This window comes from Variovorax sp. E3, from assembly GCF_016082275.1.
Classification (GTDB): domain Bacteria; phylum Pseudomonadota; class Gammaproteobacteria; order Burkholderiales; family Burkholderiaceae_C; genus Variovorax.
Map to the genome: position 1 here is coordinate 17604 of NZ_MOWM01000021.1, position 25614 is coordinate 43217.

Genomic DNA, 25614 nt, shown 5'->3' on the forward strand with positions numbered 1-25614 from the left:
AGAACAGAGGGATTCCTTGATCACGCACAAGCACCGACACAAGCGCACGGCCATCGCCCTGGCGCTTCTGCCCCTGAGCCTGCAGAGCTTCGCCGCCGACGCGCCAGCCGCCACCGCCGAGCCGTCGAAATCGCTCGAGGCCATCACCGTCACCGGCGACTGGCTCGGCAACCCGAGCGAAACCAAGGTAATGGAACACGCCGGCGCGCGGACCATCATCGAGCGCAAGCAGATCCAGGAAAGCGGCTCGGCCAGCGTGCGCGACGTGCTGCGCCAGATCCCCGGCGTGCAGGTGCAGGAGAGCAACGGCACCGGCGGCAGCGACATCTCGCTGAACGTGGGCGTGCGCGGGCTGACCTCGCGGCTGTCGCCGCGCTCCACCGTGCTGCTGGACGGCGTGCCGCTGGCCTATGCGCCCTACGGCCAGCCGCAGCTGTCGCTGGCGCCGCTGTCGCTGGGCAACCTGGAGGCGGTCGACGTGGTGCGCGGCGCGGGCTCGGTGCGCTACGGACCCCAGAACGTGGGCGGCATCATCAACTTCGTGTCGCGCGCGATTCCCACCACCTTCGCGGCCGAGGCCAGCGTGGGTGTGGAGAGCGCCAGCCACGGCGGCGGCATCAAGACCACGCCCAACCTGTTCATCGGCGGCACCAACGAGAACGGCCTGGGCCTGGCGCTGCTGTACTCGGGCACGCACGGCGACGCTACCGCCAGAGCAACGACCGCACGAGCATCGACGACCTGATGCTCAAGGGCGCCTACCGCCTCTCGAAGACCGACGACATCGCGGTGTCGCTGCACCACTTCGAAGGCCAGGGCACGATGCCCGGCGGCCTGACGCCGGCGCAGTTCGCGGCCAACCCGTACCAGTCGGACCGCCCCTTCGACGAGTTCACGGGCCGCCGCACCGACGGCTCGATCAAGTACACGCACAACGACGGCGTCAACAAGTTCGAGCTGCTGACCTACTACACCGACTCGTTCCGCGGCAGCCACATCGAACAAGACGGCAGCGGCACCACCGCCGGCCAGCGACGCCTGACCGCGGCACCGCGCAGCTACAAGACCTTTGCCGTCGAGCCGCGCTACTCACGCCTGATCGATTCGGGCAGCGTGGTGCAGGAGGTGAGCGTGGGCTACCGCTACCTGAAGGAAGACACCAAGGAAACCGCCACGCGCAGCGCCTACTACCGGCCGCGCCCGGGCTTCGACGCCTACAGCCTGGCCAACCCCGCGTACCAGACGAGCAAGGGCGGCACGACCGCGCATGCGTTCTACATCGACGACCGCATCGACTTCGGCAACTGGACCGTGACGCCGGGCGTGCGCTATGAGTCGATCCGCTCGTTCAACGACGTGATCAACTTCACCGGCAGCCGCGTCACCAGCGCGCTGCAGCCGAAGGCCGACGCCAACGAGGTGCTGCCGACGGTGTCGGTGATGTACCGCATGAACGAGCGCTGGTCGCTGTTCGCGAACGCGGGCGTGTCGTTCGGCCCGCAGCAGTACGCGCAGCTCGCGCAGTCGACCAACGGCCTGCACGCCGAGAAGGCCAACACCTACGAGGTCGGCACGCACTACAAGAGCGAAGTCTGGAGCGGCGAGCTGACGCTGTTCAACATCGACTTCGACAAGGAACTGCAACTGGCCCGTTCCATCGTGGGCGACGGCCAGTGGACCGACCTGGGCGCCACGCAACACCGCGGGCTGGAATCGGCGCTGCGCTACGAGCTGGCCGAGCTGAACCCGTCGCTCAAGGGCGCCTCAGTGTCGGCCAGCTACACGTACACGCAGGCCATCTCGAAGGCCGGTGTGTTCGCGGGGCGCGACCTGCCCTTCTACTCGCGCAACGTGGCGGCGCTGGGCGCGCGCTACGAGCGCGGCCCGTGGACCTTCAATGCCGACCTGTACGCGCAGTCGAAGCAGCGTTCGCCGGGCTCGCCCGACACGGGCGCGGTCTACATCACGCAGGAAGACGCGACCGGCCGCCTGGGCAACATCCCGGGCTACGCGACCGTGAACCTGCGTGCCGGCTACGACTTCGGCAAGAACATGAGCAACCTGAAGGTGGCCGTGGGCATCAAGAACCTGTTCGACCGCCGCTACTTCAACCGCTCGGTGGACAACAACGGCGGCAAGTACGTGGGACAGCCGCGCACGGTGTACCTGCAGGCCTCGGTGGCGTTCTAGGCCGGACGGGCCCCGGGTGCGCGCGGCGCATACACTCGCGCACCCATGGCCCTCAAATCCACCATCTTCAAGGCCACCCTCGCGGTGGCCGACATCGACCACGGCTACTACGCCGACCATGCGCTGACCCTGGCGCGCCACCCCAGCGAGACCGACGAACGGATGATGATCCGGCTCGTCGCGCTCGCGCTCAACGCACACCAGCTGCAGGACGTCTGCCAGGGCGACGGCACGCTGGCCTTCGGCGCCGGCTTGTCGAACGTCGACGAGCCCGACGTGTGGCTGCGCGACTTCACCGGCGAGGTGAAGATCTGGATCGAGGTCGGCCAGCCCGAAGACAAGCCCATCATCAAGGCCTGCGGCAAGGCGGACGAGGTGATCGTCTACTGCTTCAACCACGCGGCCGAGATCTGGTGGCGCGGCATCGAGAACAAGCTCACGCGGCCGCAGAACCTCAAGGTCTACCGCGTGCCGACCGAGGCCTCGCAGGCGCTGGCCGCGCTCGCGCAGCGCAGCATGCAGCTGCAGGCGACGATCCAGGAAAACACGCTGACGCTGGGCGACGGCACGAACAGCATCGACATCGAGCTGCTTCGCTGGAAGTAAGGCCCGGCGGCCGGGTCAGGCAGCCGGCATCATTTCGCCGCACTGCCAGCACTGCTCGAAGCCGCCTTCGACGTGCTCGCCGCACACGCACTGCCAGCTGCGTTGCGGGCGGTGCTGCAGCGCGTGCAGCAGGCGCTTGGCGAGGTCGAACTGGGCCTCGTCGTCGATCCATATCTCGGGCAGGCACTGGTCGGGCGGCAACTGGCCCATGACCGCGCCGAGGAACTCGCGCTGCACCGTGGCGGCCACGCCCTCTTCGCGCAGCGCGTGCGCCCACACGGTCGCGATGGCGAGGTTGGGTGCTTGCGCGAGGCGGCGCATCGTCAGGGCGCCCAGCTTTGTTCGTTGTCGGGGTCGAACTCGGGATCGGTGTCCGGATTGCCGGAGGACGGTTTTACGGGCTCGGTTTCGCGCGCGCGCTCGGCGTAGCGGTTGAAGCGCCAGGCCGAGTCTTCCATGGTGATGCGACGCCACGTGGCGCGCTTCTCGACCGGGCTCATCGCGGGCCAGAACTGGACTTCGTCGAAGCTGCGGCCGCAGCCCTTGCATTCGTCGTCGCCCTGGCTGGTGGAGCAGATGGCAATGCACGGCGTGTCGGGCGTGCTGTCGTACCAGGCCATCCAGGCGGCCCAGGCCTTGGGCGGAAAGCCGCGCTCGTCGACCTCCTCCTCGTGATGGAAGACCATGAGCGCGTAGACCTCGGCCAGCGCGCGCAATTCGGGGCCGAGCGTGACCCCGTCGGGCGAGGGCGTTTTCTCGCGCCAATGGTTGATGGCGGCCTCGATGTCGGTGATGTGTATGGCGGCCATGAAGAGTGAAAAATGCAGCGAGCGGGGATCATAGTCCGGCAATGTCCCGAAGCCGCGAAGGGCCATGCGCGCTACAAATAAAAGAGCATCCAATGCACTGTTCACGCGGGTTTTCAGGCCGTTCTCTTTAAGCCCCTGAAAACTTTCGGTTGCGCCGCCAAGGGCTTCGATGCTCTAATTCCGCCCACGAAGGGGAGTAGCTCCCGACCGCCGTTCACGACGGCGCGAATCGTCAGGTCGTCAATACGAAGCAAAACACTTCCGGCCTGCCGGGCAGCGCACGCGCTCTTTTCTTGAAGAGCGCGAATGCTGTCGAGCAAGACCTTCGATTTGAACCTGTGCAGGTTTGGTCGAAGCGTTCGCGAGTCCCCGGAGTCACCCGGCCCTCATTCCTCGCTTTCGACCTCCCGCACGGGATGAATCGAAACGCATCGGCATGCGCCTTCCGTCGTCGTCCCCTGAAGGGAGAGACAGGGGCGCGACAACAAAAGAGGAATCTATGGAACTGTTCATGACCCCGGAGTTCTGGGTCGCTGTCGGTCAGATCATCATGATCGACATCCTGCTCGGTGGCGACAACGCCGTCGTGATCGCGCTGGCCTGCCGCAAGCTGCCGCCCGCGCAACGCACCAAGGGCATTCTTTGGGGCACCGCCGGCGCCATCATCCTGCGCGTCATCCTGATCTTCTTCGCGCTCACGCTGCTGGCCATTCCGTTCCTGAAGCTGGTCGGCGCCATCCTGCTGCTGTGGATCGGCGTGAAGCTGCTCGCCCCCGAGCATGACGACGCGCACGGCAACATCACCGGCAGCGACAAGCTGTGGGGCGCCGTCAAGACCGTGATCATTGCCGACCTGGTGATGAGCGTGGACAACGTGATCGCCATCGCCGGTGCCGCGCAAGGCGCCGGTGCCGACCACCAGATGCCGCTCGTGATCTTCGGCCTGCTCGTGAGCATCCCGATCATCGTGTGGGGCAGCCAGCTCGTCATCAAGCTGATGGACAAGTTCCCGATGATCATCACGCTGGGCGGCATGCTGCTCGGCTGGATCGCCGGCACGATGGCCGTGTCCGACCCCGCGCTGGCGAACGTCGCCGCCTGGACCTGGGTGCCGAAGGTGCCGCAGACCGACACGATCAAGTACGCGGCCGGTATCGGCGGTGCGCTGCTGGTGCTGGCGGTGGGCAAGTGGGCTGCCGCGCGGCACGCCCGCAACAAGCCCGCCACCCCGGCAACGACCGCCTGATCGCCGATTGCCACCAGTTGAAAGCAATGGGTGGCAATCCCTCGAACTTCCGCCTCTAGCCAGTCTCTGTCACTCTAACTATCCGAAGGAGCACGCCATGGAAAAGATCATTCTTTATATCGACGACGTCACCTACGCCTGTGAGCAGTTCGCCGAACTCGCTCCCGACGCGAACAGCGTCGTGGCGCGCCATTGGGTGCTCGTGGCCTGCGCGCCGCGCATGACGCATCGCATCAGCAAGTGGGTGAGCCACAGCGCGCGCGAGAACTGGCGCGCCAAGTGGTTCAGCAAGGTGCAGGCGCAGATGCTGCCGCTGCTCGAGCGCAACGGCGGCCAGGTGACGCCGGTGCTGGCCAAGGGCCCGCTGGCCGAGCTGACCGCGCAGCTCAAGCGCGAGCACGGTGCCGTGCACGTGGTCGATGCCCGCCGTCCGAAGATCGGCGTCGACCTGGAGCCGGTCACGCCGGACCAGAAGCCGGCGCACCAGTCGGGCTGGGCCTTTCCCGGCGCCGTGATGGGCATGGGCGCGCTGCTGGTGCTGGCGAACGAGCTGGCCGAGTAAGCGCTTCACGTTCTTTGACGAGCCCCGGTGCGGCAACGCACCGGGGCTCGTTGTTTTTGGAGCCCTGGGGTATCCTGCGCCGCATGCGCATCATCATCAAATGGCTGCTCAGCGCCGTCGCGCTGCTGGCGGTGGCTTATCTCTACAGTGGCGTCCAGGTCAACAGCTTCGGCTCCGCGCTGATCGCGGCGGCCGTGATCGGCCTGCTCAACATGATCGTGCGGCCGGTGCTGGTGGTGCTGACGCTGCCGGTCACCATCGTCACGCTCGGACTGTTCCTGTTCGTGATCAACGCGCTGCTGTTCTGGGCCGCGTCGGGGCTGCTCGGCGGCTTTCACGTGAACGGCTTCGTGGCCGCGCTGATCGGCTCGCTGCTTTACTCGCTGCTGGGGCTGCTGATCGAGTCGGCGCTGGGCGGGTTGCTGTCCAAGGCCTGAGCCCGTCAGTCAGCCGGCCAGCCACCACGCCGCTCGGCGACCTACTTCAGCGGCGGCTCGGCCGCCTGCTCCTTCACCAACGCCTCCACGGCCCGCGCACGGGTGTCGATGATCGACGCCTCGTAGTGATCGATCGCCTTGCCTGACTGGCGCATCAGCTCCTGCGCCGCCTTGAAGCGGTCGCGCGCGGCCGGGTAGTCGAGGATCGCGACATTGGCCTCGGCATCGGCGCGCACGGCGCGCAGCGTGTCGTTCTGGGCGCCGTACAGATTGGCCAGCGCATGCCACGCCGTCGCGTCGCGCGGGTTCGCGGCGACCCAATCGCGCAACACGGGAATCATCGGCGCGGGCTGGCGCGTCGCGCTCGCGGCTTCGGCAGCGAGCATCATCTCGGGCCGCTCCTTCGACTTGGCGTCGAGCAGCGTGGCCGCCTTGGCAGGCGCGCCCGCGGCCAGTTCGATTTCGGCGCTGAGCCAGCGCGCCTGCTTGGCGGCTACGGGATCTTCGGCCGTGCGCGCCACCAGCCGTTCGGCCAGCGCGCGTGCCGCCTTGTAGTCGCGCATTTCCTTGGCCGACAGCGCCGCCGCATAGAGCGTGCCGGCCTGCTGCGCCGGCGAGCTTTTCGCGAATTCGCCGGTGGCCGCGGCATCCACCCAGAGCCGCAGCACATCGACGCCGGGACGCGTCAGCACACGGGCACGCGAAGCGATCATCGCGTGGTCCATGACCAGCGGCAGCGGCGGCGTGGTGTCCATGCGGAACTGGAAGCGGCCCTGCATGTCCGAGATGCGCTCCGTGGTCAGCGGGTGGCTGCGCAGATAGGGGTACGAGCCGTTGTCGTTCAGGCGCGAGGCGTACTGCAGCTTCTCGAACATCGTGGCCGCGCCCTGCGGCGCGAAGCCCGCCTGCGTCATCACGCCGAAGCCGATGCGGTCGGCCTCGCGCTCCATGTCGCGCGAGAAGTTCAGCTGGTTCTGCGCGAACATCGCCTGGCTGCCCATGATCACGGCCTGGCCCGCGTCGCCGCTGCGGCTCTTGCTCGCCGCGATCATCCCGAGGATCAGGCCGGCGATCATCAAGGGCATCTGCTTGCCCTGCTTGGTCATGATGCGCGAGATGTGGCGCTGGGTGACGTGCGAGAGCTCGTGCCCGAGCACCGTCGCCAGCTCGTCGCGGCTGCCGACCGCGGCCACGAGGCCGAGGTTCAGGCCCAGGTAGCCGCCGGGCAGCGCAAAGGCATTGATGTTGCGGTCGCGGCCCAGCAGGATCGTCCAGGCGAAGCGCTCGTCGAGTTCGGGCGTGAGCTCGCCACGCGTGCGGGCGGCGGCCAGCAGGCGTTGCCAGATGTCCTGCACATAGGCGGCGATCACCGGGTCGTCGATGTAGTCGGTGTCGCGGAAGAGCTCGCGGGCGATCTGGTCGCCGAGGTGGCGTTCGGCGCTGGCCGTCATCTCGCCGCCGTCACCGAGGCCGGGCAGGATCTGCTGCATCTGCGCCAGGGCGGGGACCGGCAGCAGGGCCTGGGACGCTATCAAGAAGGTAGCGCAGAACGTCCGCAGAGTGGGCGTCCAACGGCGTTTGCGGAGTGGGGTGGGAGTCAAGCGCGGCATTCCTCGTCTGTGGCTCGGGCTCGTATGATGCATCCTCCAACCGAACGTTCACACATGAGCTCTCTCACGCATTTTGACGCCCAGGGGCAGGCCCACATGGTCGACGTGGCCGGCAAGGCCTCCACCCACCGCGTGGCCGTGGCCACGGGCCGCATCGAGATGCAGGCGGCAACGCTGGCGCTGATCGAGTCGGGAACGGCGAAGAAGGGCGACGTGCTGGGCATCGCGCGCATCGCGGGGATCCAGGCGGCGAAGAAGACGAGCGACCTGATCCCGCTGTGTCATCCGCTGGCGCTGACGCGGGTGGCCGTGGCGTTTGCGCTGGCGGATGCGGGAGAAGCGCCGCAGGTGGCCTGTACCGCGACCGTGGAGACCGTCGGGCCCACCGGGGTGGAGATGGAGGCGCTGACGGCGGTGCAGGTGGCGCTATTGACTGTCTACGACATGTGCAAGGCGGTGGACCGGGGGATGCGGATCACGGATGTGCATGTGTTGGAGAAGCATGGGGGGAAGTCGGGGAGTTGGGTGGTGGGGTGAGATCCCCGGGGCGATTCATCACCTAGCGCCAGCAGGTCTCCGGCGTACCTGGGGTGCCTGCGAAGATGCCCTTCTTGCCAGTGTCGTCCAGAGTGAAGTCGCCGCACTTGCTGTCCGCTAGTTGCTTGCCCGCGCGCTGGGCTTTGAACACATAGCTGGTGTCGGTCGAAGTCAGGGAAAGGGCGTAGTAGCCGCCCCCATTTGGCACATTCAGCTTTGCCAAATCCGCCTGCGCCGCGTACTTGCCGTTCTGCGCCTTCCACCGCTCCTGCCGGGCAGCAGCATCATTGAGCATGTTCTGCGCCTCCACTCGGCGGGACCGCAGCACGTACTCCGTGTACGACGGATAGGCAATCGCCGCCAGGATGCCGACGACGGCCACCGTAATCATCAGCTCGATCAGGGTGAAGCCCTTTTCAGCGTTGCGCACTGGTTTCTCCTTCACAAACATGCATTTCCTCATTTAGGCGGATTCGGCGGCTGCTTGCGCCAGCTTTGGCGGCCAAACTGCAAGCCGTGGTTGACCCGCCGCTCGGCATTCGCGCTGGGGTCGAACACCCGCTCCCCGCGAATGGTCTGCTTGCCTGCGCCCGTGTCCGTGCCATTGACCTGCCCACCACCGATTACGTCAGCGGAATTGAAGACACCGTCACCGTTCATGTCGAACACCACGTAGTCGGTACGGCCGCCACCGTTCGGATCGATGCCGTAGATCGTGCCGCTCATGCCCGCGGCGCAAGGATCCTCTGAAGTCCGCACCGACGAAAGGAACAGCCCCCGGCCGTACAGCGTCATGTCGTAGACCATCTTCTCTCCATTGCGCGGCAGGTCCACGACCCAGCCCCACTTCTCCACATTGGCGTCCTGCGTGCCGGAGGCGCCGGTCTTGTACCAATTCACCGTGTTGTTCGTCAGCGAGAAGTTGCCTGAGCCAGCCACCAGTTCCGTGAACGTCTGGCTCTGCAGATCGGCGCGCACCTTGGACGCCGTCGGCAATGGCGTGGGCGCCGTCGCCCCGCTGGCGCTGTAGCGGTCCCAGATGCCGTACACGGTCTGCTTTTGTATGGTGCTCTTGTCGCTGGCCGTCAGCAGGCGGCCCGTACCGAAGATCACCAGATCGCCCTTTCCGGTGGGGTGCTGTGTCACGTAGGGAGCCGCCGTGATCGGTTGGCGTTTGCTGTCCGCGTCCTTGGCGGTGAAGAACTTCTGCACCGTCCACGCCGAGATATCGCCGCTACTCATGTCGAAGCGCCACACATTGCCCGCCAGGTCACCGGCATAAGCCACGTCCGCCTTGCCATCGCGGGTGTTGTCCACAGCGGTCACGCGCGACAGACCGTTGCCCAGGGGCATCGACGCCGTCAACTCGGCAGCCGTCATGCCGCCATCCAGGTCGAAGCGCCGGAGCACGCTGCCGTTCGAGATGTCGAGGACGAACATGCTCGCCCCGCCACCACCCGCAGAGCTGTTGCCCCCCTGATAACCGCCGGGCACCAGCGCGACCCACTTACCTTTGGTGGTTCCGACATCGTTGAGGCGGGCGATGGTCGGCTGCGGCAGCGAGTTCCCCATGTTGGCGTTCTGATCGGAGCCGAACTCCCACAGCAACTGGGGCGACGTGGGGTCCGTGATGTCCAGTGCGAATACCTGCTTGCCGCCCGCGCCCAGGCTGCCGATCAGCACCTTGTGCCACGCCGCGCCGAAATACACGTCCGAGGCGACAGGCGTGCCATCGACGTAGTAGCGGTGAGGTGTACCGTCCTTCTTGCCGTAATCGGGCGCGGTGAGCGTGCTCAGGTTGTTGCGCATCGCCGTGGGGATGAAGGCAAACTGCTCGACACCGTTCTCGGCGCGGAAGGCGTGGAACATGCCATCGTTGGCGCCGACGTAGATCATCTCCGGCTGGCTCGCCTGGCCGGCGGCAAAGGCCCCGTAGTTGCTGCCGGTGCCTTCCAGCGGATCGGCGGCTCCCGCCCGGTAGAGCGCACCCTTCACGCGCAGCGGCGAAGAGTTGACGATGTCGCCCAGCAGATTGGGGCTCCCGCTCGGCAAACTCTTGCGGACACGGAACGTATCGCTCTCACCGCGCAGGAAGCTGATGCGCTGTTCGGCCTTCGCATCCGCCAGGTTCGTAGCGGGATTCTTGTTGAGTGCCGTGAGCCAGGCTGCATCGGCCGGCTGGCCATTGATGCCGACAAAAGTGAAGGGGCGCAATGTCGGCGTAGTGGTGCCGGCACCAGCGTAGAGGATGTTTCTGTCTCGCGCGGAGCCGCGCGCAACCAGCTTCTCCGCTGCGCTCCACTGCCGCACATAGTTCAAGCCCTTGGTGGCGTTCTCGGTGAGCCTTTCGCGGATCACGTCACCGACCCAGCCATCGGCCTCGAAGCGAGTGCGGTAGAGGTCGCGCCCGCGGCGATCGTGCCACCAGGCACGTCCACCGACACCGCCGTCACAGAGTTGGTGTTCTGCAGGATGTCATTGAAGGCCTTGGTCATCTGCGCCTTCAACGTGGTGGCATTGGTGACCAGGAAATAGTTGTCCGGGTCGCCCACGATCGTGGCGGGGTCACGCCCCGGCATGCCGTATTTGGCGGCGTACCACAGAGGATCCTTGAGAAAGCTGCCCGAGGTGCTGCTTGTGCTGGTCGTGAAGGTCCGGCTGGCCGAGAGCGGCAGGTTGGCGCACTCGGCATCGTTGGATCGTGCCACGCAATAGCCAGGCGCACGCGTGGGAGGCGTGTTCAGCGCGTAATACACGGAACCCGTGTCCTTGTCCCGCACTTCAAGATACATGCCGTCCTGGGTCGTGCCGGAGATCACGTAGCCCATGTGCTGGCCAATGCTGCCCGCAGCGTACTCAGACACCATGTCGACCTTCACGCTGCCGTTCGCCTGCAGCGAGACGATGTAGCGCGAGATGGCATCCATGTCGTGGTCAGCGCCCTGCTCCACGTCTTCATAGTTGATGCGGAACTCCGCATAAGGCCGCCCCTCGTTGATCGCAGTGTTCTGGTCGGCCGTGCCGGTGTTGGCGATGCGGTCCACGTAGTAGTCGACGATCTGATTGGTCGGCGCGAAGCGCGTGGGATCGATGCTGAAGCCGGTCACGGACTTGGCAAAGGGGGAGATCGTCACGAACCGGCCACCACCCACCGGAAAACGAATCTCCGGCAGCGGAGAAGCAATGGCCACCGAATAGGTCATCAGCCGGTTCTTGCCCTTGGCGTTGCCGAAAACGGGATTGTTGGCGGCAAAGCGAGACACCCCCGCGGAGTAGAAGCTGCCTTCCTTGCTGGGCTCCTGGGGCGACAGTCCGCGCACCCAGGAGAGATCGTCAACGGTCTTCACCGAGGGCGCGCCGTTCGCGTTGGCCGAGGTCGACTGGCCGATGAAGAAGTTCTTGCCATGAATGCCTTCGGCCGCGCCGATGGCATTCACCTCGTTGGCGACATTGAAGTTGGCCAGTGCGTCCACATTGGCCGCAATGGACTGGTAACGACTGCCAGGCATCTTCGTGTCGTACGAAGGATTGATGTCGCTGAGGACCGTCATCACCGGGCGCGCGCAATGCTGGTAGCCGCCGCCGCTGGGCTTTGCCGCGTAGGGAGACACCCAGTCCGGCTTGGAAAGGTTCAGCGGATTCGCGCTGTCCTTGGCCCCGCTGCCATAGTCGTACTGCGTATGCGCGCCAGAGGCTCCGCCGAAATAACGCATTGTCTCGAACATCATCTCGCCGACCGGGTTGCCCCACATCGCGCACATCGATGGGTCGTTCTTGCCGCTGATGGGCCCATCGGTGATCCAGCCGCAATCGTTGTACTGGCTGCCGTTGAAGCCGATCAGGCGCAGGCGGTCGATGTTGGCGACGACGCCGGCGACATTGGTCTGGAACACACCAGTCTGCGGATTGACTTCGTCCGCAAAGCTGCTCATGTTGCGCCGCAGGATGCCGCCAGCGATGTTTTTCTGATATGAGCCAGAGAGCAGGCCGAAGTACATCTTGTTGTTTTCACCGAAGTCGTGCAGCAAGCCGGTCGGCTTGTAGATGGCCGTGCCGCCATTGTTCGGGTAGGACTTGCAACTGGCCTCACGCAAGGCCGAATCGGTGCTCGAGCAGGCTTCCACGCGGATCTTGTTGGTCGCGATGGCGCTGGCAGGCCGCGTGATCTTCATGGCCAGGCCCCAGTTGTCGTCGCCACTTCCTTCGACATGGCGAAATTTCACCGTTTTCCAGCCTGCGGCGGTGAAGGTGATGCTCTTGGAGTAGGTTTGCAGATTGTCCTGACTGCGGTTCGAGCCATGGCCGCCATACCAGCCCCAGGTGCTGCCGCCATCGATGGTGGCCTCCACGGCGTCGTCTCCATCGATGCCAAAGACATAGGTATCCGCCTTCGGAATGTAGATCTCACCCGTGATCTCGGTCAGGTAGTTGTCCTGAGTGCAGCCATTGACGCCGTTGAACGGGTTGTTGTTTCCGCCAGTGATGTCGATCGCGCTGATCGAACCCGTGCCGCACAGGTTGGCAGCGATCCCGTTCGCAGTGAAGAAGCTGATCATTTGCGAGGCGTTCCCAGGCGTCCCCGCATTGTTTGTCTTCTTCCACGTCTTGATGCTCAGATTCCGATATCCGCTGCTGGGGATCATCTCGAATGCCGAGCCGCCGCTCGCCGCGCATGCGACCCCGCCCAGACAGACGTCCTGCCCCGCGGTGCCCTCCTTCGAAACCCAGTCCCAGATCTGGAACTTCGAGTCGTTGAGAACTCGCAGGCGTGGGATCGCGTTGTCGTCGCTTTCGCCCAGTGTGGTCACGGCAAAGAGATGGCGGGTGCCGCTCACCGGCTGCGCCAGCGGCGCGTAGTCGCTGATGTTGTAGACAGCACCATCGCGGGCCGGGTCATAGGCCTTGCCCCAGGCATGCGCATCACGAGGTACATAGGCCGCCTGCAGAACGGTGCTGCTGGTACTGTCGGTCACGCGCATTCCGCCATAGAGCACCCGGCGGATGGCATCCATGCGTGATGTGGCGAGGTAATTCAGGAAGTCGCCGCTCCAGCGCTTTCCGCCCGCACAGATCTTCTTCTTGTCACCCGTGGCAGCCGCGACAGGCGAAAACTTGTCGTTGGCGTACTCGTAGCAGGCGTTGTTGTTGAAATAACCGTAGTAGTCGATCTGGTTGGGCTTGTAGCCCACGTCGATCACGCCGTCGCCGTTCAGGTCGGAGGCGTCGTTGTAGGCCTCGTAGTAGAGCTTGTGGTCGCGCCCCATCACCAGCATGTTCAGCGGCGGATTGCTCTCGCTCACAAACAGCGGCGTCTGTGCCAGGGCCGTGTCTCCACCATCCTGCGCGGTCGCCAGGTGTTGGCCGAACAGCAAGGCCGCCGCGGCCGCCAGCAAGCCGACTGTATGGAAAATACGAAAGGGTGAGCGGGTTGAACCTGCGGAACGAGCCATCACAGCCCTCCTCGACTATTTGATGAACAGATTGACCGTGGACCGCAGGCAGAACGCCTGCGGACCGCAGGCTTGCACGGTGGTTTCGGCGGAGGCCTGGGCATTGAGTTCGTAGAACTCCGTGCAGCCGGTGCTTGCGGCTTCGAGCGCGGACGTGGCACTCGACCCCTTGGGGCAGACGGTGGAGATGTAGCGCGGATACCAGTAGCCATAAGGGATGGCAAACCCGGCCGCCTTGGTATTGACGGTGAACGAGGTGTTCAGCCCGAACGAGTCGGTGCGCGCGTCCGCGACGTAACAAGGCTTCTTGTCGGTGTCGACAGGGCTGGTCGCACCTTCGGTGCACTTGGCGAGCGGCAAGCCGTACTGCTGGATGATGCGCTCGCCTTCCCGCAGCGCACCGTCCGCCGTTTCCTGCTGCTTCTGGCTCTCGAGCACATTGCCGGCGATGCGCGACTCCAGCGTGATGGTGCGCATGCCGACCACGGCCAACACCAGCACCAGCAGCATCATGATCATGGCGACGAACAGCGCAGCTCCGCGCTGGCGCAGCGTCGGGACGACGTTGAAATAAGGCGTGGCGCGCTCATGGCATCAGGTTTCTCAGCGTGAGGGAGCCGCTTGCAAGCTGGTAGAGCTGGCCCTTGCTGGCATCGCAGCTGGCTTTGGTACCGCCCACGCCTTCCCAGCGGGTGCATACGGAGGAGTCCATGCCCCCGGTGATCTTTTCTGCCGATGCCGCCAGCAGAATCGCATAGCGCAAGGATCTGATGACCTCGTCGGCTGCGGGCGTGGTGGCCTTGAATGCTTCGACGCGCCGCTCGGCGAAGGAGTCGCTGCCCTTGCCAACCCCGAACTCGAAGTGCACGTCCCGTACCCCGTCGGCCACTTCCTGCTTCGCTTCAGACTGACTGCCACCTCGACAGACCAGCGAGCCGCCGGAAAGGAAGTATCTTTCGACGAACATGCCAGCGCCCAAAGCCGGCGCGGGCGGCGCTTCATAAGCTCCCAGGCCGACGACACCCGCCGCCGCGCCAGCGCAGTCCTTCTCGTTGTTGTCACGCGCCTGATAGCGGATGCACAAGGTGCCCGTGTCGACCGCATAGATGGCCTGTCCCACGGCAAACTTGCAGCCGTTCGGATGCGCAGCCCCATCGGCAGGAAAAGCTTCATCCATCGCCTGGGTCGGATCGCGCCGGTAGCCAGCCTTTGTGAACTCGTCGTCCAGCGTTCCCAGTGCATACCGGCTATTGCCGAGGTTCTCGCTCTGACTGGTGCGGAAACTGAAGTTGCGCAGGCCTTCCACGTAGATCGTGGTGGCGATCAGGACGACGACGAGGCCTACGGCCATTGCGACCATGAGCTCTACCAGCGAAATGCCCTGCTCGGTTGCCCGAGGGCGACGGATGACGCAGCTGTGCGTCGGTGAACATGTGCGCGGCATGGGCTCAGAGCCTCGATCGCAGAGTGAAGGAGCAAAAATCATTGTCGTTTCCATCCATACACTGGCCCTTCTTGACCGGCCACGCCACGGTGACCGAGACCACCCCGCTGACTGAATCCAGGCCGACGACGAAGTTGCTCGCGACAAAAGCATCTCCCAGTTCGGGCATCAGTTGCTTGGCGCGTGCGCCCCAGCAGCCCAGCCGCTTGGCGGGAGTTGCAGCCAGCGGCTGGCAATCGTCCCCCGTGACAGCGGCCAATTCGGTCCCCGCCGCTTTCGCATAGCCACCCAGATCCGCCTTGGGCACGCCGTTGACTTCCAGAACGGTGAGCGTGTCGCCGCGCATCGTCTCCATCAATTCAGAGGCGACCATGGAAGCATCTGGCGCCGCTCGGTGTCGACGGTGAATCCGATGGCGCGCACATGCATGCCTGCGGCGCCGAGCAGGCCAATGCTCACCAGCAAGACAGCCATGAGAACCTCGATGAGGCTCATGCCCGCTTGCCGGGATGACGATGAAGAGCGAGAGGTATTCATGGAAGAACGCGCGCCAAAAATGCTGACTCTCAAGATCAAGAGCAGGCTTGCTTGGTTGCCGCACTCTTCAGCCGCACAAGGCCCGTCCCCGTCACGGTGAGGCATTGCACGCGCGACGCATTGGGTGCGGAAACTGACGCGGTGTAGGAGGTGCCGCCGCCAGAAGCCGGCTTGGCCTGACCTGTCACATCGAAGATCAAGCCGCCGGAAGAACCGGGTTCAATGCTGACGACATCGGACACCGTCGCCTCACGCAGCACTTTGGCGCCGTCCTTGGCTTGCCAGGTCTGACCTATCGCGGTAACGGTGCTTTGCGTGCGCTTGTAAACGCTTTCTGCACGGGCGAACTGAAGCAGGGTTTGCAACTCTTGCGCCGCGGAAGTTACTCGTTGGTTGGCGATCTGGGTCGTGAATGACGGCATCGCCAGCGCAGCCAGAATGGCTACCAAGGCGACGACCACCATCAACTCGATCAGAGTGAAGCCCTTCTGCGTCTGCTGTAACAAACCCGAATTTTTCATGTGGCGCGAGTAGCTATCGACCTTTGGAGACGAGATCCGAGAGGAATGTTTCCTATCGTAATCTTTGTCCGATCAATTGTTACCAGCTTAGCTGACCGCTCGCCACCCGAAAGCGACCGTCTGTCTGAAATGTGAGATTTAAGACGCGCTAGGAAAAAATTGCGGGGGATACCCCCTTCAAATATAACCCCTTAACCCGACTTCACGATTGAGCTTCAAATTTCATGCGTCCCGTAAATCCGAGGTCGCATTGCCCCAGCTACGCCGGCAACGATCTCATCCGAGCATGAGATTTTCGAAATCCCCTCAATTTTTAGAAAAATGAAGACTGACGAGAAAAGCGATGCGAAGTTTTTCGCAGATTAATTTGCAATCGCCACCTCGCCCAAGCGTCAACTCACCCAGCCAAATAGCGAACAACTCAATCTCCGAAAAAATTAACCATGCCTGATAAGGAAAATCGGTTCGCAAGACTCTTCGAATTTCCAATCATCATTGAATTAAAAATTCCTCACCAAGGATCACCGCAAAGCCTAAGATTAGTTGAGCCGCCCACTCTCCTTGAAGCAAACTCAAGGAAGCTTCACAGAGATGATTTCCCGCTAAGAAGGTGATTTTAAATTAAACAGCCCTATCAGGCTCGGCAGTTCGCCGGTCGGTACTTAGCAAGCAACGTCCCACCCGTGCAAGTCCAAGTGACTTCGCCTCCGGCCTGAACAACTGGCTGCAGGATAATGGTGCCGTTGCCCGCAACCGCTGAATATGTAATCGTGACGCCCCCCCCAGCAACGATAGCCACGCTTATGACATTGGCAGTTGCGGCCGCGCTGACATAACCTGTCGCTGCTTGGGTCGCGGGTAGATTACCCCCATTTGTTTGGGTCGTTTCCGCAACAGCAGTTTTGGCGGCATCACCCAAGCTCAATCCTTCGGTCACACGGGCACGAATTGTGTAATCCTGATATGCCGGCAATGCCACTGCCGCCAAAATTCCAATGATAGCCACGACTATCATTAACTCTATAAGAGTGAAGCCTGCTTGCATTTTAGAGCTTTGGACGCGGTGTTTCATGAAATTCCTAAATTATTTAAAGCCACCCGAAGGTTGTTCGGCGAAGCAACCAAGAATAGCGCGGGCCTTGACAATATTCTTGGCCTGCCTTTCCCGCAAAATGAATTGCAACCGCAACACATTGAATTTCACCCTCCTGCTTGAAACCGTAGCGACGCAAGAAAGGGGACATCAAAAGCCGAGCAACAAAAAAGGCCAGCCAACTTCAAAAAATTGACTGGCCTTCAAAATTTTATTTGCTGTCGCGCCCTACAAAAAAGAGCGCCAACCCTATAAACTCAATTTATTATTTTGCGCAGATCGCCAAGATAGGCATTTAAGATCTGCGCAAAAATTAAGCGCGGCAATTTGCAGGACGATACTTTGCAACCTGAGTACCACCGGTGCAGGTCCAAGTGATTTCACCGCCAGCTTGCACGGTCGGCGCCAAAATAATCGTGCCACCACCTGCCACGGCGGTATAGGTAACAGTGATTGCAGCATCTGCACCGATCGCAACGCTCGTGACATTGGTCGTTGCGGCCGGGCTAACGTAGCCAGTGGCTGCTTGCGTAGCTGGCAGAACGCCGCCATTCGTCTGGGTCGTTTCCGCGACCGCAGTCTTGGCCGCATCAGCGAGGCTCAGACCTTCCGTTACACGAGCGCGAGTCGTGTAGTCCTGATACGCCGGCAGAGCCACAGCAGCCAAAATACCAATGATCGCCACAACGATCATCAATTCGATAAGGGTAAAGCCGGCCTGTGCGCGGCGGGCGAGAGTACGACGGTTCATTGAACTAACTCCAGGTTGGTTGGTTGTTACGCCCGGGAACCTGCCCGGAGCGGGAGAACTTCCGCAGCATCCATGCCACCCGCGGAACCAACTTTCCACTGACCGAATGCGTCACCTTTGTCTACGATCGTGTTACATGACGTGACACAACTTGCGTCAAGATGCTACAAGCGTGACAAATATGTCATGCCAACGCGCCGCCGCCCTGCATCAAAAAGTCAGCACCCCATCCGCCTTCAACCACCGGATATCCCGCTGCGCCACCCCTGCCACCTGGTGCTCCGCTAGCGCCTCGATCTGGCTCATGATCTCGTCGGTTTCCGCCGGCTTGGTGTGCGTGATGTAGATCGGAAACTGCTTCCCGGGGTCGATCAGCGCCAGCTCGTCCGCCAGCATCACGGGCGACAAATGCAGGCTGCGCTCGGCCAGCGCCTGCTCGCGGTTGCTGAACGCCGTTTCGATCACCAGCATCGCCACATCCAGCGCATTCACCCGGTCCCAGAACGGCGCATTGCGCTCCGTGTCCCCGCTGAAAACCCAGTGCGCCCCGCCCGCGGCTCGCCGCACGGCAAAGCCGCAGGCCGGCACCGTATGCACTGCCGGCAGCACTTCGATCAGCTTTGGCGCGCAGCTGCCCAGCTGCAGCATCTGTCCCACCGCGATGTCGTGAAAGCTCACGAACGGCGCCTCCAGGCTGGGGATGCTCTCGAAGTCGGGCCAGATGACGTTGTTGAACACATGCGCCCGCAACGCCTCGATGGTGGCGCGCAGCGCATGCACGCGCAGCGGCCTGGAGCGGCGGCTGCCGACGGCATCAAGCATCAAGGGGAGGGCGGCGATATGGTCGAGGTGGCAGTGCGTCAGCACCACGTCGTCGATGCCCGTCATTTCGTCGAGCGTGAGGTCGCCGACCCCGGTGCCCGCATCCACGAGCAGGTCCGTGTCGACCAGAAACGAGGTGGTGCGGCAGTCTTTGGCGATGGCGCCTGAGCAGCCCAGCACACGAACCTGCATTGTGAGAGACCCCTTGTATGTGTCTGTCGTCATTTGGTTTCGAACCGGGTTGCACCGTCCCAATTGGGGTCTTGGGGCCGTAACGCCATGGAGGCTAAACGCTGGGCGTAGAGCTGGTAAAGGACTTTTTTGGCATCTGCGGCCAGCAGGGGCGCCAGCAAGTTCCGGCCCACGGCCCAGTCCTGGCGGCGGTAGGCAGCGAGCACTTCGCCCCAGCGCACGAGCAGCGGTTGCAACTCTTTTTCGGCGTCGGGCGTGCGCTCGGCCAGGGGCGTGAACACGGCCACGGCCTGCGCCTTGCCCTTGACGAGCACGCTGTCGAGCTCCTGCCAGAGGTAGTCGGGCGCCTGCTCGCGAGTCGCGCCGCTCGTGACGATCTCGACGCCGTAGTGCCCGCTCAGTCCTTCCAGGCGCGACGCGAGGTTGACCGCGTCGCCGACGACGGTGTAGCTGCGGCGCGCGGCCGAGCCCATGTCGCCCACGCTCATGACGCCGCTGTTGATGCCGATGCCCACGCTGATCTCCGGTCGGCCGCTCGCGCGGTGGGTCATGTTGATGTCGTGCACGGCGTTCGCCATGTCGAGCGCGGCGCGCACGGCCAGCGCGGCGTGGCCGGGCGTGTCGATCGGCGCGCCCCAGAAGGCCATGACGCAATCGCCCATGTACTTGTCGACGGTGCCGCGGTGCGCGCTGATCACGTCGGTGAGCCGGCTGAACACGGTGTTGAGAAAAGCCTGCAGTTCCGCCGGCGCCATCTGCTCCGACAGGCGGGTGAAGTCGCGCATGTCGCAGAACATGACGGTCATCGGCTTGCTCTCGGCGCGCATGCTGTAGCGGTCCGGCTGCGTGAGCATTTCGTCGACCAGTTGCGGTGGAACATAAGTGCCGAAGAGCCGCACCAGCCCGCGCCGCGCGCGCGATTCGACGAAGTAGCCCCAGCTCATGTTGAGCACGAAAGCCAGCGCCGTCATGGCGAGCGCCGACGCCAGCGGCAGCACGAGGCCGTGGGCCACGAAGAGCCAGGAGTTGAGTCCGACCAGCGCGGCGATCGTCCCCGCGACCAGCAGCACGGCGCGCGGCACCGACAGCAGCGACAGGCCGAGGGCCAGCACCAGCCCCGTCGCCAGCACCGTCAGCACTTCGTAGCCCGGCGCGTAGTCGGGCACGCTCAGCAGCCGGTGGTCGAGCAGGCCCGAGACGATGTTGGCATGCACCTCGACGCCCGGGAACGCAGCCTCCACGGGGGTGGCGCGCAGGTCCTGCAGGCCCGGTGCCGTGGCGCCGACGAGCACGATCTTGCCCTTCAGCTCGCCCGGGCCGAGCCGGCCGTCGAGCACGTCCGCGGCCGGGATGTAGCGGAACGATCCGCCGTCCGCCCCGCCGGGGCCGCGAAACGGCACTTCCATGCTGGCGGTCTGGTCCACGGGCACGCGCAGCGGGCCGAGCCGCAACGATTCGAGCCGAGGCACGGCCCCGCCGGGCGCAAAGACCGGTCGCACGGGCGGCAAGCCATTCGCCAGCCGATAGACGGCGAGTCCCAGCGACTCGTAATACCCGGGCTGCGCCTTGTCGCCGTCGTAGCGGGCGACGAGCGGCACGCTGCGGATCACCCCGTCGCCCTGGGCGCCGACCAGGGTGTTCAGGAAGCCGGCCGTCGGTGCCGCTTGTGCGAGCGCCGGCAGGCTGGCACCGAAGCCGTTCCAGCGGGCGGCGTAGCTGCCGCCAGCGGGGAACGCGTCGACCGGCAGCAGCGGCGCGGCGGGCAGTTGCCCCTTGGCGCTCGGCACCTCGGTGTGCGTGAAGTAATAGCCCAGCGCCACCGCCTGGCCTTCCAGCGACCTGGCAAAAGTGGCGTCGTGGTCGAGCGTGGGAGCGAGCCGCTCGACCTCGGCGGCCAGGCCCGGCATGCCGCGCAGCGGCCCGGCGGCCATGTCGCGGAGCCTCTCGAGGCCGGAACTCCGGTCGGGCTCGAGGAACATCACGTCGAAGCCGAGCACGGCCACCTGCTGGCGGCTCAGCAGCTCGGTGGTGAGCCCGGCGATCTTGTCGCGCGCCCAGGGCCATTGCCCCTGCCGCGCCAGGCTGGCGTCGTCGACGTCGACGATCACGATGCGTGGATCGAGCGTGCGCGGCATGGTCGCGCGCAGCCGGATGTCGTAGATCAGGCGGTCAAGGCGTTCGAGCGCGCTCAGTTGCCAGATGCCGGTGGCGTGCGCCAGCGCCATCAGAACCGGCAGCAGCGTGATGACGATGCGCGGCCAGTGCCGCCGCAGCACGCTCACGGCGGGCCACCCATGCGGCTTGCGCCGCCGTGAGCACTCAGGGAAGAAGGGTCAGATCCGCACGAACTGCATGCGCGCGGTGCCGCCGAGCTCGAGCACGTCGCGCTCCTGCAGGGCGACCGCGTCGGTGCCCAGTTGCAGGCCGTTGAGCGTGACGTTGCCCTCGACGCCAGCGGCCACGTAGCCCTGCCGGCGGCGCGTGACCACGGCCACGGCCACGCCGGGCTTGCCGATGGTGGTGACGACTTTCTGCAGCGCGACGTCCTGGCCTTCGTTCGGGCCGGCCAGCACGCGCAGCACGGGAATGCCGAGTTCGACCAGCGCGCCCGATTCGGTGGGCGCCGACGACAGCGGCATGGATGCCGAGGAGAACTCGTTCGGCGGCGTGCGCACGGAACCCGGGCCGATGGCCAGGTTGCTGCGGGCGCGGAAATGGATGCGGCAGCCTCCGACCTCGATGACGTCGTTGTCCTTGAGCGCCTGCTTCTGGATGGCGAGCGCATTGACGTAGGTGCCGTTGGTGCTGTTGAGGTCTTCAATTTCGACGTCGCCATCGCTCATGTGCAGCACGGCGTGCTCGCCGCTGACCGCCAGATTGTCGATCACGATGTCGTTGTAGGCACGGCGTCCCAGCGTCGTGCGCTCCTTGGCGAGTGCCACTTGCCCGATGACAACGCCATCGACCGAAATGATCATCTTCGGCATTGCCGACTCCCCGATTGCAAAGCTTGAATGACGGCAGGCGGGACGGTGGGGTGCCCTCCAGGCCTGCTACTTGGCTGCGCGAGGCGCTTCCGCGACGGCAGCCCTTGCCAGAACAACCGAAATATTGTCCCTGCCGCCATTGTCGTTTGCAATTGCAACCAAAAGTGAAGCTTTTTTCTGAAGCCCGACATCGTGTCCTAGAAGCGTGAAAAGCTGCTCATCCGAAACCATCTCGCTCAGCCCGTCGGAGCAAAGCATATAAAGATCGCCAGGCCGAGCGCTGTGTTCGTGCATTTCCAGCAAGACTTGGGCCTCCACGCCGACGGCCCGCGTCACGAGGTTGCGGGTCGGCGAATTCAGCGCTTCCTCGGCGGTGATGGCGCCTGCGTCGAGCTGCTGCTGGCGCAGCGAATGGTCGCGCGTGAGCAGCTCCAGCTTGTTGTTGCGCACGCGGTAGCAGCGCGAATCCCCGATGTGCCCGACCACCACGCGCTGCGGCCGGAACGCCGCCAGCACCAGGGTCGTCCCCATGCCCTGCAGCTCGGCATTGGTGGTGCCGGCGTGCAGGATGGAGCCGTTGGCTTCATCGGTGGCCGCCTGCAGCGCACGCCGGACCACGCGCGCCGGCGCCTGCATGCCGGCCTGGGCGAACCAGCGGCCGAAGCTGGCGTGCAACAGCGAAATGGCCATGGCGCTCGCCACCTCGCCGCCCTTGTAGCCGCCCATGCCGTCGGCCAGCAGGGCCAACCCCAGGGCGGGGTCGACATGCACGGCGTCTTCGTTATGGGCGCGCAGCCGGCCGACGTCGGTCAGCGCGGCGAACTCCCAGGTCAGGGGGGGACGGGTAGAGAACAGGGAGACGCCGACACTCGCCATAGTTTGTCAGCGCAGACTTCGTGAATCAGTGTGCAGCGGCGTGCGCGCGCCGTTGCATCAAGCGGCCCGCGGCCACGACAAACACCGCACCGGCTGCTGCCGCTGCATAGTGCAACCAGGGGTTGGCCGCCAGCGTCTCGCGCAGGGCGACGTCGCTCACGATCGTTTCGCCGCCGACCCAGCCGATCAGCGCGGCGCCCAGCATGACGATGATCGGGAAGCGTTCCATGAGCTTGATCATGAGGGTACTGCCGAAAATCACCAACGGAATGCTGATGGCCAAGCCGAGGATCAGCAGGACCATGCTGCCCTGCGCGGCGGCCGCGACGGCAATCACGTTGTCCAGGCTCATCACCAGGTCGGCCAGGAGGATGGTGCGCACGGCCGCCATCATCGAGCCGTATTCCTTGGATTCGCCGTCGTCCTCGTCGTCCTCGCTCAGCAGCTGCATGCCGATCCACAGCAGCAGCATGCCGCCGATGATCTGCAGGTAGGGCAGGGCGAGCAGCTTGGCCGCCACCACCGTCAGCACGATGCGCAGCACCACGGCCGCGCCCGAACCGAACATGACGGCCTTTTTCTGCTGTGCGGGCGGCAACGAGCGCGCCGCCATGGCAATCACCACCGCGTTGTCCCCCGACAAGATGATGTTGATCCAGACGATCTTGAGCAGACCTAACCAGAAGTCCGTGCTTTGAAGAAGTTCCATGTCTCTGATCCCACTGTGTTTTATTGAAAAAAGCGCCCGCAATCCAGTGCGGGCGCTTTTTTATTTCTGCGTGGTCCTCGCATGACCCGGCTCTGCGGCCGGTGTCGTGGGGCCGATTCTTACAGCTTGCCCTTGAGCAGCTTGGCCAGTTCCGAGAAGTTGCGCGTCACGGTGAAGCCGCATTCTTCCATGATGGCCAGCTTGGCGTCGGCCGTATCGGCGCCGCCCGAGATCAGCGCGCCGGCGTGGCCCATGCGCTTGCCGGGAGGGGCGGTGACACCGGCGATGAAGCCGACGACCGGCTTCTTCATGTTGTCCTTGCACCAGCGGGCTGCGTCAGCCTCGTCCGGGCCGCCGATTTCGCCGATCATGATGACCGCGTCGGTGTCCGGATCGTCGTTGAAGGCCTTCATCACGTCGATGTGCTTCAGACCGTTGATCGGGTCGCCGCCGATGCCGACCGCCGACGATTGGCCCAGGCCGATTTCCGTCAGTTGAGCCACGGCTTCGTACGTCAGCGTGCCCGAGCGCGAGACCACGCCGATGCGGCCCTTGCGGTGGATGTGGCCGGGCATGATGCCGATCTTGATTTCGTCGGGCGTGATCAGGCCGGGGCAGTTCGGGCCCAGCAGCAAGGTCTTCTTGCCGCCGGCCGCTTCCTTGGCCTTCATCTTGTTACGCACTTCGAGCATGTCGCGAACGGGGATGCCTTCGGTGATGCAGATCGCCAGGTCCAGGTCGGCTTCGACAGCTTCCCAGATGGCGGCCGCGGCGCCTGCCGGCGGCACGTAGATCACCGACACGGTGGCGCCGGTCTGCGAAGCGGCTTCCTTGACCGAACCGAAGATCGGGATGTTGAAGATCGACTCGCCGGCCTTCTTCGGGTTCACGCCCGCCACGAAGGCGTTCTTGCCGTTCGCGTATTCCTGGCACTTTTCCGTGTGGAACTGGCCGGTCTTGCCGGTGATGCCTTGCGTGATGACTTTGGTGTCTTTGTTGATGTAGATCGACATGACTTGTTCCTTAGGCCTTCTTGACTGCTGCCACGACCTTCTGGGCCGCTTCCGCCATGGTGTCGGCGCTGATGATCGGCAGGCCCGAATCGGCCAGCAGCTTCTTGCCTTCGACTTCGTTGGTGCCCTTCATGCGAACGACCAGCGGCACTTGCAGGTTCACGGCCTTGCAGGCTGCGATCACGCCGGTGGCGATGGTGTCGCACTTCATGATGCCGCCGAAGATGTTCACGAGGATGGCTTCCACGTTCTTGTTCTTCAGCATGATCTTGAAGGCTTCAGTGACCTTCTCGGGGGTGGCGCCGCCGCCCACGTCCAGGAAGTTGGCCGGCTCGCCGCCGAACAGCTTGATGGTGTCCATGGTGGCCATGGCCAGGCCGGCACCGTTCACCAGGCAGCCGATGTTGCCGTCCAGCGAGATGTAGGCGAGGTCGAACTTCGAGGCTTCCACTTCGGCCGCGTCTTCTTCGTCGAGGTCGCGCAGGGCCACGATTTCGGGGTGGCGGAACAGCGCGTTGCTGTCGAAGTTGAACTTGGCGTCCAGCGCCATGACGTTGCCCTTGCTGTCACGGTTGAGCGGGTTGATCTCGACCAGCGAGGCGTCCGTCTCCATGTAGCAGGTGTAGAGCTTCTTCAGGATGTCGACCGTTTGCGCGGTCGAATCGGCCGGCATGCCGATGCCGTCGGCGATCTGCTTGGCCTGTTCGTCGGTCAGGCCCTTTTCGGGGTCCGCGAACACCGTGATGATCTTCTCGGGCGAGGAGTGGGCCACTTCCTCGATGTCCATGCCGCCTTCGCTCGAAGCGATGAACGCCACCTTCTGGGTGGCGCGGTCGGTCACGGCCGAAATGTAGTATTCCTTGTTGATGTCGGCGCCGTCTTCGATGTACAGGCGGCGAACCTTCTGGCCTTCAGGGCCGGTCTGGTGCGTCTTGAGCTGCATGCCGAGGATTTCGCCGGCGATCCGCTTGACGTCTTCGATGGTCTTGGCGACCTTGACGCCGCCGCCCTTGCCGCGGCCACCCGCGTGAATCTGGGCCTTGACGACCCAGACCGGGCCTCCAAGCTTCTGGGCGGCTTCGACAGCCTCCTGAACCGTATAGGCCGGAATGCCGCGCGGCACCGGCACGCCGAACTTGGCAAGGATTTCCTTGCCCTGGTACTCGTGAATCTTCATGAGGGATGTCTCTCGGAAGGAGGAGGTTGAGAACGGGAGATTTGG

General features: G+C 64.2%; 25 protein-coding genes and 1 pseudogene. 6 read left to right on the forward strand and 20 right to left on the reverse strand.

The features are described from left to right. Nucleotides 1-16 precede the first annotated feature (16 nt). Nucleotides 17-2190 (forward strand): annotated as a pseudogene (locus tag BMG07_RS10380) (TonB-dependent receptor family protein). 45 nt (nucleotides 2191-2235) lie between these two features. Further along, on the forward strand, nucleotides 2236-2796 hold the full coding sequence (locus tag BMG07_RS10385; RefSeq protein WP_198084496.1) for a YaeQ family protein: 561 nt from the start codon (nucleotides 2236-2238) through the stop codon (nucleotides 2794-2796). Nucleotides 2797-2811: 15 nt separating this feature from the next. Here BMG07_RS10385 and BMG07_RS10390 read toward each other — a convergent pair whose 3' ends face one another. Together BMG07_RS10390 and BMG07_RS10395 are read right to left on the reverse strand one after the other, a co-directional pair. After that, the gene (locus BMG07_RS10390; protein WP_198084497.1) at nucleotides 2812-3117 is read right to left on the reverse strand and encodes a putative signal transducing protein; all 306 of its coding nucleotides are present in this window, start codon (nucleotides 3115-3117) and stop codon (nucleotides 2812-2814) included. Nucleotides 3118-3119: 2 nt separating this feature from the next. Next, nucleotides 3120-3605, reverse strand: coding sequence for a DUF3717 domain-containing protein (locus BMG07_RS10395; RefSeq protein ID WP_198084498.1), 486 nt, complete (start codon nucleotides 3603-3605; stop codon nucleotides 3120-3122). 499 nt (nucleotides 3606-4104) lie between these two features. On the opposite strand from BMG07_RS10395, the gene BMG07_RS10400 reads away from it, so the two are divergent. The 3 genes from BMG07_RS10400 (at nucleotide 4105) to BMG07_RS10410 (ending at nucleotide 5850) form a co-directional block, all read left to right on the forward strand. Continuing rightward, a complete protein-coding gene (locus BMG07_RS10400) occupies nucleotides 4105-4851 on the forward strand; it encodes a TerC family protein (protein WP_198084499.1) in 747 nt (248 codons plus the stop codon). Between the two features lie 97 nt (nucleotides 4852-4948). After that, complete coding sequence (locus BMG07_RS10405) at nucleotides 4949-5413, forward strand: hypothetical protein (RefSeq protein ID WP_198084500.1); 465 nt, start codon at nucleotides 4949-4951, stop codon at nucleotides 5411-5413. A gap of 83 nt (nucleotides 5414-5496) precedes the next feature. Continuing rightward, complete coding sequence (locus BMG07_RS10410) at nucleotides 5497-5850, forward strand: phage holin family protein (protein WP_198084501.1); 354 nt, start codon at nucleotides 5497-5499, stop codon at nucleotides 5848-5850. Between the two features lie 41 nt (nucleotides 5851-5891). Here the strand turns inward: BMG07_RS10410 and BMG07_RS10415 are convergent, their stop codons facing one another. After that, nucleotides 5892-7460, reverse strand: coding sequence for a M48 family metalloprotease (locus tag BMG07_RS10415; protein ID WP_198084502.1), 1569 nt, complete (start codon nucleotides 7458-7460; stop codon nucleotides 5892-5894). 54 nt (nucleotides 7461-7514) lie between these two features. Here BMG07_RS10415 and moaC point away from each other — a divergent pair, with 54 nt between their 5' ends. Further along, nucleotides 7515-7997: a cyclic pyranopterin monophosphate synthase MoaC gene (gene moaC / locus BMG07_RS10420; RefSeq protein WP_198084503.1), complete on the forward strand. Its 483-nt coding sequence runs from the start codon at nucleotides 7515-7517 to the stop codon at nucleotides 7995-7997. 22 nt (nucleotides 7998-8019) lie between these two features. Here the strand turns inward: moaC and BMG07_RS10425 are convergent, their stop codons facing one another. The 17 genes from BMG07_RS10425 to sucC all read right to left on the reverse strand — a co-directional run bounded on the left by BMG07_RS10425 (nucleotide 8020) and on the right by sucC (nucleotide 25569). Then, on the reverse strand, nucleotides 8020-8448 hold the full coding sequence (locus BMG07_RS10425) for a type IV pilin protein (protein ID WP_198084504.1): 429 nt from the start codon (nucleotides 8446-8448) through the stop codon (nucleotides 8020-8022). A gap of 8 nt (nucleotides 8449-8456) precedes the next feature. Beyond that, a complete protein-coding gene (locus tag BMG07_RS41880; RefSeq protein WP_307866928.1) occupies nucleotides 8457-10355 on the reverse strand; it encodes a PilC/PilY family type IV pilus protein in 1899 nt (632 codons plus the stop codon). Further along, complete coding sequence (locus BMG07_RS41885; RefSeq protein ID WP_269758826.1) at nucleotides 10352-13447, reverse strand: PA14 domain-containing protein; 3096 nt, start codon at nucleotides 13445-13447, stop codon at nucleotides 10352-10354. The genes BMG07_RS41880 and BMG07_RS41885 overlap by 4 nt, the downstream gene beginning before the upstream one ends. A gap of 15 nt (nucleotides 13448-13462) precedes the next feature. Continuing rightward, nucleotides 13463-13966 (reverse strand): pilus assembly protein PilX, encoded by a 504-nt coding sequence (locus BMG07_RS10445; protein ID WP_198084505.1) that lies wholly within the window; start codon nucleotides 13964-13966, stop codon nucleotides 13463-13465. Between the two features lie 67 nt (nucleotides 13967-14033). Then, complete coding sequence (locus BMG07_RS10450; RefSeq protein ID WP_269758827.1) at nucleotides 14034-14891, reverse strand: prepilin-type N-terminal cleavage/methylation domain-containing protein; 858 nt, start codon at nucleotides 14889-14891, stop codon at nucleotides 14034-14036. Between the two features lie 4 nt (nucleotides 14892-14895). Further along, nucleotides 14896-15264, reverse strand: coding sequence for a hypothetical protein (locus BMG07_RS10455; RefSeq protein ID WP_269758828.1), 369 nt, complete (start codon nucleotides 15262-15264; stop codon nucleotides 14896-14898). Then, nucleotides 15246-15386 carry a hypothetical protein gene (locus tag BMG07_RS41890; protein ID WP_269758829.1) on the reverse strand — a complete coding sequence of 47 codons (141 nt, stop codon included), beginning with the start codon at nucleotides 15384-15386 and terminating at the stop codon, nucleotides 15246-15248. Before BMG07_RS41890 ends, BMG07_RS10455 begins: the two co-directional genes overlap by 19 nt. 77 nt (nucleotides 15387-15463) lie before the next feature. Continuing rightward, nucleotides 15464-15949 carry a GspH/FimT family pseudopilin gene (locus tag BMG07_RS10460; RefSeq protein ID WP_198084506.1) on the reverse strand — a complete coding sequence of 162 codons (486 nt, stop codon included), beginning with the start codon at nucleotides 15947-15949 and terminating at the stop codon, nucleotides 15464-15466. A gap of 634 nt (nucleotides 15950-16583) precedes the next feature. Continuing rightward, nucleotides 16584-17021 carry a pilin gene (locus BMG07_RS10465; protein ID WP_198084507.1) on the reverse strand — a complete coding sequence of 146 codons (438 nt, stop codon included), beginning with the start codon at nucleotides 17019-17021 and terminating at the stop codon, nucleotides 16584-16586. A 334-nt stretch (nucleotides 17022-17355) separates the two neighbouring features. Beyond that, a complete protein-coding gene (locus BMG07_RS10470; RefSeq protein WP_198084508.1) occupies nucleotides 17356-17793 on the reverse strand; it encodes a pilin in 438 nt (145 codons plus the stop codon). Nucleotides 17794-18003: 210 nt separating this feature from the next. Then, nucleotides 18004-18807, reverse strand: a complete 804-nt coding sequence (locus tag BMG07_RS10475; protein WP_198084509.1) for a 3',5'-cyclic-nucleotide phosphodiesterase — start codon at nucleotides 18805-18807, stop codon at nucleotides 18004-18006. Nucleotides 18808-18836: 29 nt separating this feature from the next. Beyond that, a complete protein-coding gene (locus BMG07_RS10480; RefSeq protein WP_198084510.1) occupies nucleotides 18837-21089 on the reverse strand; it encodes a CHASE2 domain-containing protein in 2253 nt (750 codons plus the stop codon). Between the two features lie 51 nt (nucleotides 21090-21140). Then, nucleotides 21141-21794 carry an FHA domain-containing protein gene (locus BMG07_RS10485; protein WP_198084511.1) on the reverse strand — a complete coding sequence of 218 codons (654 nt, stop codon included), beginning with the start codon at nucleotides 21792-21794 and terminating at the stop codon, nucleotides 21141-21143. Between the two features lie 66 nt (nucleotides 21795-21860). Further along, nucleotides 21861-22670: a Stp1/IreP family PP2C-type Ser/Thr phosphatase gene (locus tag BMG07_RS10490; RefSeq protein ID WP_198084512.1), complete on the reverse strand. Its 810-nt coding sequence runs from the start codon at nucleotides 22668-22670 to the stop codon at nucleotides 21861-21863. Between the two features lie 25 nt (nucleotides 22671-22695). Then, entirely contained in the window at nucleotides 22696-23379 is a 684-nt protein-coding gene (locus tag BMG07_RS10495) for a TerC family protein (RefSeq protein ID WP_198084513.1), read from the reverse strand. Nucleotides 23380-23498: 119 nt separating this feature from the next. Continuing rightward, nucleotides 23499-24392, reverse strand: a complete 894-nt coding sequence (sucD, locus tag BMG07_RS10500) for a succinate--CoA ligase subunit alpha (RefSeq protein WP_130427055.1) — start codon at nucleotides 24390-24392, stop codon at nucleotides 23499-23501. 10 nt (nucleotides 24393-24402) lie between these two features. Then, nucleotides 24403-25569, reverse strand: coding sequence for an ADP-forming succinate--CoA ligase subunit beta (gene sucC, locus BMG07_RS10505; RefSeq protein WP_198084514.1), 1167 nt, complete (start codon nucleotides 25567-25569; stop codon nucleotides 24403-24405). Nucleotides 25570-25614 lie beyond the last annotated feature (45 nt).